This window comes from Rhodanobacter sp. OR92 (genome assembly GCF_000427545.1).
Lineage (GTDB): Bacteria > Pseudomonadota > Gammaproteobacteria > Xanthomonadales > Rhodanobacteraceae > Rhodanobacter > Rhodanobacter denitrificans.
In genome coordinates this window covers 418,860-426,099 of the sequence record NZ_ATYF01000012.1, presented here as the reverse complement: position 1 = coordinate 426,099, position 7,240 = coordinate 418,860, and the positions used below count along the sequence as shown (strand labels likewise).

Sequence of the window (7,240 nt, the reverse complement as noted above, 5' to 3'; positions counted from 1 at the left end):
GAAGTGGTCGGCATCCGCGACACGCAGAAGACCACCGTGACCGGCGTGGAAATGTTCCGCAAGCTGCTGGACCAGGGTCAGGCGGGCGACAACGCCGGTCTGCTGCTGCGCGGCCTGAAGCGTGACGACGTCGAGCGCGGCCAGGTGCTGGCCAAGCCGGGCACGATCACGCCGCACACCGANTTCGAGGCCGAGGTCTATGTGCTGAGCAAGGACGAGGGTGGCCGTCATACGCCGTTCTTCAAGGGCTACCGTCCGCAGTTCTACTTCCGCACGACCGACGTGACCGGCGCGGTGACGCTGCCGGAAGGCGTGGAAATGGTGATGCCGGGCGACAACGTGAAGATGGTGGTGAGCCTGATCCACCCGATCGCGATGGACGAAGGCCTGCGTTTCGCCATCCGCGAAGGCGGCCGCACCGTCGGCGCCGGCGTGGTGGCCAAGGTCATCAAGTAATAGCTCTTGTGAGAAGTCCGGCATGGATGCCGGGTTGATCTTTGCCATCAGGGAGGATGGCTGAAGTAAAGGTCACGGGGCGAACGGAACCGCACGCTGCCGGGATAACTCCCGCTGTTGAACCGGACGTGGCTGCGCCGCGCCGGTTGACGCCGGCCAAGTCAAGGTTGATGTTGTTTCGCACCCCTTCACTAATGCCAGATTTGCCGGTATACTTGGCAGCTCACTTGTCGGACAGACGTGTTTCTGGACGACCAACCGCGAAATGAGGCGCAGGACGTGCTTCGAGTTCGCTGGCCGCGGATCGGCCTTCGCAAGTCGACGTGATCGCGGGGTGTGCCCTGTTGACACGTCGTTTTGTGCGAGATTCGGATGGTGCCAGGCGAGCGAACCGATGCTCGCCTGGTGTTTTTCAAAGGGGCCGACGAATCATTGAAGGCCTCGGGTTTGTGGCAATAGGCAGTGCGGGGCGGTGAGAAGCCGCTTCGTTTCACAGAACGTTCTTTCGACAACAGGACACGGTTATGGCGAACCAGAAGATTCGGATTCGGCTGAAAGCGTACGATCATCGCCTGATCGACCGCTCGGCCAGCGAGATCGTCGAGACGGCAAAGCGCACGGGTGCCACGGTACTCGGCCCGATCCCGCTCCCGACCAAGATCGAGCGTTACACCATTCTGACGTCGCCGCACGTCGACAAGGATGCACGCGACCAGTACGAGACCCGTACCCACAAGCGTGTGCTCGACATCGTCGACCCGAACGACAAGACCGTGGACGCGCTCATGAAGCTTGATCTCGCCGCAGGCGTCGATGTTCAGATCAAGCTCGGTTGAGCGACAGACAGGATACGAAGATGAGTATCGGATTGGTTGGCCGCAAATGCGGCATGAGCCGACTCTTCACTGAAGATGGTCGTTCGATTCCGGTGACGCTGATTGAAGCGACGCCGAACCGGGTGACCCAGCTGAAGACGGATGACAACGATGGCTACAGCGCCGTCCAGGTTTCTGCGGGCAGCAAGCGCGCGAACCTGCTGACGCAGCCGCTGAAGGGTCATTACGCGAAGGCCAAGGTTGAGCCGGGTCGTGGTCTGTGGGAGTTCCGCGTGGCGGCCGAGGACCTCGGCAAGTATGCCGTGGGTACCGAGATCAAGGCGGATGAGGTGTTTTCCGTCGGCCAGATCGTCGACGTTGCCGGCGTGTCGAAGGGCAAGGGCTTCCAGGGCACGATCAAGCGCTGGAACTTCAAGATGGGCGACGCCACCCACGGCAACTCGCTCTCGCATCGCGCGCCGGGCTCCATCGGCCAGCGCCAGACGCCGGGTCGCGTGTTCCCCGGCAAGAAGATGGCCGGTCACATGGGTGCCGTGCGCCGCTCGGCGCAGGGGCTGGAAGTGGTCAAGGTCGACGCCGAGCGCCACCTGATTGCGGTGAAGGGCGCGGTACCGGGTGCAACCGGTGGCGACGTCATCATTCGCCCGACGACCAAGGGTTGAGGAGAGTCGCCATGGAATTGAATGTCATTGGCGCCAAGCCGCTCAGCGTGTCGGACGAAGTGTTCGGCGGCGAGTACAAGAAAGCCCTGGTTCACCAGGTGGTGGTTGCCTACCAGGCGGCTGGTCGCGCCGGTACCAAGGCGCAGCTGTCGCGCGGCGAGATGTCCGGCACCACCAAGAAATTCAAGAAGCAGAAGGGCGGTGGTGCCCGTCACGGTGACTACCGTGCGCCGATCTTCATCGGCGGTGGCGTCACGTTTGCCGCCAAGCCGCGCAGCTACGAGCAGAAAGTCAATCGCAAGGCCTACCGTGTCGCGATCCGCTCGATTTTCTCCGAGCTGGCCCGCCAAGGTCGCCTGAAGGTCGTCGAGAGCTTCGGTGTCGAGACGCCGAAGACCTCCGCGATGGTGGCCAAGCTGGCTGAGCTGGAGGTTTCCGGTCGCGTGCTGCTGGTGTCGGAGGATGCCTCCGAGGCGTTGTTCCTGGCCGCGCGCAATATCCCGTATATCCATGTGCTGGACGTGATGGCGCTGAACCCGGTCACCCTGGTCGGTTCCGACCATGTGGTGATGACGGTCGACGCCGTGAAGAAGGTCGAGGAGTGGCTGGCATGAACAACGAACGCATTCTCGATACGCTGCGCGCGCCGCACATTTCCGAGAAGTCGGCGCGCCTGGCCGAGCATAATCAGTACGTATTCGTGGTCGCCCCGACCGCAACCAAGGCTGATGTCCGCGTTGCCGTGGAGAAGATGTTCGACGTCAAGGTCGAGCAGGTGAACCTCGTCAACACCAAGGGCAAGGTCAAGTCCTTCCGTTTCCGCGCTGGCAGCCGCCAGGGCAAGCGCAAGGCCTATGTGCGTCTTGCCGATGGCCAGACCATCGACGTGTCCGCCAAGGCCTGAGCCAGGAGTTCTGTGAGATGGCACTAATCAACCACAAGCCGACCTCGCCGGGCCGCCGTGACGCGGTGAGCGTCCGCACGGAAGGCCTGTACAAGGGCGCGCCGTACGCGGCGTTGACCGAGTCGCAGTCCAAGACCGGCGGTCGCAACCACCACGGTCGCATCACCACGCGTCATCGTGGCGGCGGCCACAAGCAGCATTACCGCCTCATCGATTTCAAGCGCGACAAGGAGGGCATTGCTGCCCGCGTCGAGCGCATCGAGTACGATCCGAACCGCACCGCGCACATCGCGTTGCTGTGCTATGCCGACGGCGAGCGTCGTTACATCATTGCGCCGAAGGGCGTGCAGGTGGACGACCGCCTGGTGTCTGGCCGCGATGCGCCGATCAAGGCCGGCAACTGCCTGCAGCTGCGCAATATCCCGATGGGCAGCACCATCCATTGCATCGAGCTGCGTCCCGGCAAGGGCGCGCAGATCGCCCGCAGCGCAGGCGCTTCGGTGCAGCTGGTCGCTCGCGAGTCCGGGTACGCCACGTTGCGACTGCGCTCCGGCGAGATGCGTCGCGTCTCGGTCGACTGCCGCGCCACCATCGGCGAAGTGGGCAACGGCGAGCACAGCCTGAAGAAGCTGGGCAAGGCCGGCGCCAAGCGCTGGGTGGGTATTCGCCCGACCGTCCGCGGCGTGGTGATGAACCCGGTCGACCACCCGCACGGAGGTGGTGAAGGCAAGACTTCTGGCGGTCGTCATCCGGTCAGCCCGTGGGGCACGCCGGCCAAGGGTTACAAGACCCGCAACAACAAGCGCACGCAGCAGTTCATCGTGCGTCGTCGTACCAAGTAACAGGAAGCCGACATGCCGCGTTCTCTGAAGAAAGGTCCGTTCGTCGACCTTCACCTCGCGAAGAAGGTGGAAGCTGCGGTTTCCGCCCACAACAAGCGCCCGATCAAGACCTGGTCGCGCCGCTCGATGATCCTGCCGGAAATGGTCGGCTTGACCATCGCCATCCACAACGGCCGTCAGCACGTGCCTGTCCTGATCAACGAGAACATGGTCGGGCACAAGCTCGGCGAGTTCGCGGTGACCCGTACGTTCAAAGGCCATGTCGGCGACAAGAAGGGCAAGTGATGAGCACTGAAGCCAAAGCGATCCTGCGCGGCGCCCGCATCTCGGCGCAAAAGGCACGCCTGGTGGCTGATCTGGTCCGCGGTCTTCCCGTGGGCCGGGCCAGCGACGTGCTCACCTACACCAACAAGAAGGCCGCGCACCTGGTTCGCAAGGTGCTGCTGTCGGCCGTCGCCAACGCCGAGAACAATCTCGGCGCGGATGTCGACGAGCTGAAGGTGGCCAGCATCTTCGTCGACGAAGGTCCGGCGATGAAGCGCATGTATGCCCGCGCCAAAGGCCGCGGTTCGCGCATTCTCAAGCGCACCAGCCACATTACTGTGGTTGTTGGTAACTGACCGGGGACATAGACGATGGGTCACAAAGTTCATCCCACCGGTATCCGCCTCGGCATTGCCAAGGACTGGAACTCGAAGTGGTTCGCCAACAAGGGCGATTATGCCAAGTATCTCGTGGCCGACATCAAGGTCCGCGACATGCTGAAGAAGAAGCTGGCTGCCGCCGGTATCTCGAAGATCCAGATCGAGCGCCCGGCCAAGACGGCGCGCGTGACGATCCACACCGCCCGCCCGGGCGTGGTGATCGGCAAGAAGGGCGAGGATATCGAGAAGCTGCGCAAGGAAGTCAGCGACATGATGGGCGTCCCGACGCACATCAACGTCAACGAAGTGCGCAAGCCCGAGCTTGACGCGCAGCTGGTGGCCGAGTCGATCGCGCAGCAGCTGGAGCGTCGCATCATGTTTCGCCGCGCGATGAAGCGTTCGGTCGGCAATGCGATGCGCCTGGGCGCGCTGGGCATCAAGATCAACGTGTCCGGCCGCCTGAACGGTGCCGAGATCGCCCGTTCCGAGTGGGCCCGTGAAGGCCGCGTGCCGCTGCACACGCTGCGTGCCGACATCGATTACGGCTTCGCCGAGGCGAGCACCACCTACGGCATCATCGGCATCAAGGTGTGGGTCAACAAGGGCGAGATCTTCGACCTGACCCAGATCGGCCAGGAGTCGAAGGACGAGTCGCCCGCGCAGCCGCGCCGCGAAGGTGGCGAAGGTCGTCGTAACGATTCGCGTCGCGAGGCCGGTGACGGCCGCCGCGAGCGGTCTGCGAAGTAAGGAGAGTTGCCATGTTGCAACCCAAGCGAACCAAATACCGCAAACAGTTCAAGGGCCGTAACAACGGTCTGGCGCAGTGCTCCAACCTCGTCAGCTTTGGCGAGTACGGCCTGAAGGCTACGACCCACGGCGCGCTCACTGCACGTCAGATCGAAGCCGCCCGTCGTTGCATCACCCGCTTCGTCAAGCGTGGCGGCAAGCTGTGGATCCGCGTGTTCCCGGACAAGCCGATCACCAAGAAGCCGATCGAAGTCCGCATGGGCTCGGGCAAGGGCAGTGTCGAGTTCTGGGTCGCGCCGATCCAGCCCGGTCGCATGCTCTATGAAATCGAGGGTGTCGACGAGTTGACGGCGCGCGAGGCGTTCCGCCTGGCCGCCGCCAAGCTGTCGGTGCAGACCCAGTTTGTGACCCGGGCGGTGATGTGATGGCCAGCAAAGATATCAACAACCAGTCGGCCGAAGAGCTGCAGCAGCATCTGCTGGACCTGCGCAAGGAGCAGTTCAACCTGCGCATGCAGAAGGGTTCCGGCCAGCTCACTCAGCCGCACCAGCTCCGCCGCGTTCGGCGTGACATCGCCCGCACGAAATTCGTGCTCGGCGGCAAGAAGTAAGGGACGGCCGACATGAGCGACAACAACAAGCAGACGCGCACCCTTGAGGGCCGCGTCACCAGCAACAAGATGGACAAGACGGTCACCGTCCTGGTCGAGCGCCAGGAGCAGCACTGGCTGCTCGGCAAGATCATCCGCCGGTCGACCAAACTGCATGCGCAGGACGACCTGGGTGCGAACGAGGGCGACCTCGTGCGCATCGCGGAGTGCCGTCCGCTGTCCAAGACCAAACATCACCGCGTGGTCGAAATCATCACGCGCGCCAACGTCTAAGGGAGGGTGCAGACATGATCCAGATGCAAAGCACGCTTTCCGCAGCAGACAACAGCGGCGCGAAAGAACTGATGTGCATCAAGGTACTCGGCGGCTCCAAGCGCCGTTACGCCGCGATCGGTGACGTGATCAAGGTCACCGTGAAGGATGCGATCCCTCGCGGCAAGGTGAAGAAGGGCGAGGTTTACAACGCCGTGGTGGTGCGTACTGCCAAGGGTGTGCGTCGTCCCGATGGCTCGCTGATCCGTTTCGACGGCAATGCAGCGGTCCTCCTCAACAACAAGCTCGAGCCGATCGGTACCCGTATTTTCGGGCCGGTTACCCGCGAGCTGCGCAGCGAGAAGTTCATGAAGATCGTCTCGCTTGCGCCCGAAGTGCTCTGAGCGGAGTCAAGACAATGAACCGTATCCGCAAGGGTGATCAGGTCCTGGTGATCACCGGCAAGAACAAGGGTCAGCGCGGCGATGTGCTGCGTGTTGCAGGCGATCGCGTGTTCGTCTCCAACGTGAATCTGGTCAAGCGCCACACCAAGCCGAACCCCCAGGCCAACCAGGCTGGCGGCATCGTCGAGCGTGAAGCCTCGATCCATCTCTCCAATGTGCAGCTGTTCAACCCCGCCACGAACAAGGGTGAACGCGTCGGTACCAAAACGCTCGCTGATGGGCGCAAGGTTCGCGTGTTCCGCTCGTCTGGCGAGGTGGTGGACGCGTAAGGAATCACGATCATGACCCGCCTTGAAAATTTCTACAAAGAGCAGGTAGTGCCGAAGCTCACCGAGCAGTTCGGCTACCAGAACGTGATGCAGGTTCCCCGCATCACCAAGATCACGCTGAACATGGGCGTGGGCGAAGCCGCGGGCAACAAGAAGGTGCTCGAGAATGCCGTGGCCGACATGGCCAAAATCTCCGGCCAGAAGCCGATCACGACCAAGGCGCGCGTGTCCGTGGCCTCGTTCAAGATCCGCGACGGCTGGCCGATCGGCTGCAAGGTCACCCTGCGCCGCGCCCAGATGTTCGAGTTCCTCGATCGCCTGATCAACATTTCGCTGCCGCGTGTGCGCGACTTCCGCGGTGTTTCGGGCAAGGCCTTCGACGGCCGCGGCAATTACAACTTCGGCATCAAGGAACAGATCATCTTTCCTGAGATCGACTTCGACCAGGTCGATGCGCTGCGTGGCATGGATATCTCCATCACCACCACCGCCAAGACCGACGAAGAAGCGAAGGCCTTGCTGGCAGCGTTCAGCTTCCCGTTCCGCAACTGATA

General features: G+C 62.7%; 15 protein-coding genes. All 15 read left to right on the top strand.

Going from position 1 to position 7,240, the window contains the following annotated elements:
- Nucleotides 1-456: EF-Tu/IF-2/RF-3 family GTPase (locus RHOOR92_RS0107375; protein WP_027489950.1), on the top strand; the 456-nt coding region annotated here is incomplete at its 5' end.
- Nucleotides 457-980: 524 nt separating this feature from the next.
- Nucleotides 981-1,292 (top strand): 30S ribosomal protein S10, encoded by a 312-nt coding sequence (rpsJ, locus tag RHOOR92_RS0107370; RefSeq protein ID WP_007082173.1) that lies wholly within the window; start codon nucleotides 981-983, stop codon nucleotides 1,290-1,292.
- Nucleotides 1,293-1,312: 20 nt separating this feature from the next.
- Complete coding sequence (gene rplC / locus RHOOR92_RS0107365; protein ID WP_007513338.1) at nucleotides 1,313-1,954, top strand: 50S ribosomal protein L3; 642 nt, start codon at nucleotides 1,313-1,315, stop codon at nucleotides 1,952-1,954.
- Nucleotides 1,955-1,965: 11 nt separating this feature from the next.
- The gene (gene rplD / locus RHOOR92_RS0107360; protein WP_007513340.1) at nucleotides 1,966-2,568 is read left to right on the top strand and encodes a 50S ribosomal protein L4; all 603 of its coding nucleotides are present in this window, start codon (nucleotides 1,966-1,968) and stop codon (nucleotides 2,566-2,568) included.
- Nucleotides 2,565-2,858 carry a 50S ribosomal protein L23 gene (gene rplW / locus RHOOR92_RS0107355; RefSeq protein WP_007513343.1) on the top strand — a complete coding sequence of 98 codons (294 nt, stop codon included), beginning with the start codon at nucleotides 2,565-2,567 and terminating at the stop codon, nucleotides 2,856-2,858. Before rplD ends, rplW begins: the two co-directional genes overlap by 4 nt.
- 17 nt (nucleotides 2,859-2,875) lie before the next feature.
- Nucleotides 2,876-3,700: a 50S ribosomal protein L2 gene (gene rplB, locus RHOOR92_RS0107350; RefSeq protein ID WP_007513344.1), complete on the top strand. Its 825-nt coding sequence runs from the start codon at nucleotides 2,876-2,878 to the stop codon at nucleotides 3,698-3,700.
- A 12-nt stretch (nucleotides 3,701-3,712) separates the two neighbouring features.
- Nucleotides 3,713-3,985, top strand: coding sequence for a 30S ribosomal protein S19 (gene rpsS / locus RHOOR92_RS0107345; protein WP_007513347.1), 273 nt, complete (start codon nucleotides 3,713-3,715; stop codon nucleotides 3,983-3,985).
- A complete protein-coding gene (rplV, locus tag RHOOR92_RS0107340) occupies nucleotides 3,985-4,320 on the top strand; it encodes a 50S ribosomal protein L22 (protein WP_007513348.1) in 336 nt (111 codons plus the stop codon). The genes rpsS and rplV overlap by 1 nt, the downstream gene beginning before the upstream one ends.
- 15 nt (nucleotides 4,321-4,335) lie before the next feature.
- A complete protein-coding gene (gene rpsC / locus RHOOR92_RS0107335) occupies nucleotides 4,336-5,091 on the top strand; it encodes a 30S ribosomal protein S3 (protein ID WP_007513351.1) in 756 nt (251 codons plus the stop codon).
- 11 nt (nucleotides 5,092-5,102) lie between these two features.
- A complete protein-coding gene (gene rplP, locus RHOOR92_RS0107330; RefSeq protein WP_007513352.1) occupies nucleotides 5,103-5,516 on the top strand; it encodes a 50S ribosomal protein L16 in 414 nt (137 codons plus the stop codon).
- On the top strand, nucleotides 5,516-5,701 hold the full coding sequence (rpmC, locus tag RHOOR92_RS0107325; RefSeq protein WP_007513354.1) for a 50S ribosomal protein L29: 186 nt from the start codon (nucleotides 5,516-5,518) through the stop codon (nucleotides 5,699-5,701). The genes rplP and rpmC overlap by 1 nt, the downstream gene beginning before the upstream one ends.
- A 12-nt stretch (nucleotides 5,702-5,713) precedes the next feature.
- The gene (gene rpsQ, locus RHOOR92_RS0107320) at nucleotides 5,714-5,974 is read left to right on the top strand and encodes a 30S ribosomal protein S17 (RefSeq protein WP_027485136.1); all 261 of its coding nucleotides are present in this window, start codon (nucleotides 5,714-5,716) and stop codon (nucleotides 5,972-5,974) included.
- Nucleotides 5,975-5,988: 14 nt separating this feature from the next.
- Nucleotides 5,989-6,357, top strand: a complete 369-nt coding sequence (gene rplN / locus RHOOR92_RS0107315) for a 50S ribosomal protein L14 (RefSeq protein WP_007513359.1) — start codon at nucleotides 5,989-5,991, stop codon at nucleotides 6,355-6,357.
- A gap of 14 nt (nucleotides 6,358-6,371) precedes the next feature.
- Nucleotides 6,372-6,686 (top strand): 50S ribosomal protein L24, encoded by a 315-nt coding sequence (gene rplX / locus RHOOR92_RS0107310; protein WP_007513361.1) that lies wholly within the window; start codon nucleotides 6,372-6,374, stop codon nucleotides 6,684-6,686.
- A 9-nt stretch (nucleotides 6,687-6,695) separates the two neighbouring features.
- Nucleotides 6,696-7,238 (top strand): 50S ribosomal protein L5, encoded by a 543-nt coding sequence (gene rplE, locus RHOOR92_RS0107305; RefSeq protein WP_174315863.1) that lies wholly within the window; start codon nucleotides 6,696-6,698, stop codon nucleotides 7,236-7,238.
- Nucleotides 7,239-7,240 lie beyond the last annotated feature (2 nt).

Bases quoted from the DNA above. Each gene is read 5' to 3' on its own strand.
- rpsJ (WP_007082173.1), top strand. From the start codon at position 981: ATGGCGAACCAGAAGATTCGGATTCGGCTGAAAGCGTACGATCATCGC.
- rplC (WP_007513338.1), top strand. From the start codon at position 1,313: ATGAGTATCGGATTGGTTGGCCGCAAATGCGGCATGAGCCGACTCTTC.
- rplD (WP_007513340.1), top strand. From the start codon at position 1,966: ATGGAATTGAATGTCATTGGCGCCAAGCCGCTCAGCGTGTCGGACGAA.
- rplW (WP_007513343.1), top strand. From the start codon at position 2,565: ATGAACAACGAACGCATTCTCGATACGCTGCGCGCGCCGCACATTTCC.
- rplB (WP_007513344.1), top strand. From the start codon at position 2,876: ATGGCACTAATCAACCACAAGCCGACCTCGCCGGGCCGCCGTGACGCG.
- rpsS (WP_007513347.1), top strand. From the start codon at position 3,713: ATGCCGCGTTCTCTGAAGAAAGGTCCGTTCGTCGACCTTCACCTCGCG.
- rplV (WP_007513348.1), top strand. From the start codon at position 3,985: ATGAGCACTGAAGCCAAAGCGATCCTGCGCGGCGCCCGCATCTCGGCG.
- rpsC (WP_007513351.1), top strand. From the start codon at position 4,336: ATGGGTCACAAAGTTCATCCCACCGGTATCCGCCTCGGCATTGCCAAG.
- rplP (WP_007513352.1), top strand. From the start codon at position 5,103: ATGTTGCAACCCAAGCGAACCAAATACCGCAAACAGTTCAAGGGCCGT.
- rpmC (WP_007513354.1), top strand. From the start codon at position 5,516: ATGGCCAGCAAAGATATCAACAACCAGTCGGCCGAAGAGCTGCAGCAG.
- rpsQ (WP_027485136.1), top strand. From the start codon at position 5,714: ATGAGCGACAACAACAAGCAGACGCGCACCCTTGAGGGCCGCGTCACC.
- rplN (WP_007513359.1), top strand. From the start codon at position 5,989: ATGATCCAGATGCAAAGCACGCTTTCCGCAGCAGACAACAGCGGCGCG.
- rplX (WP_007513361.1), top strand. From the start codon at position 6,372: ATGAACCGTATCCGCAAGGGTGATCAGGTCCTGGTGATCACCGGCAAG.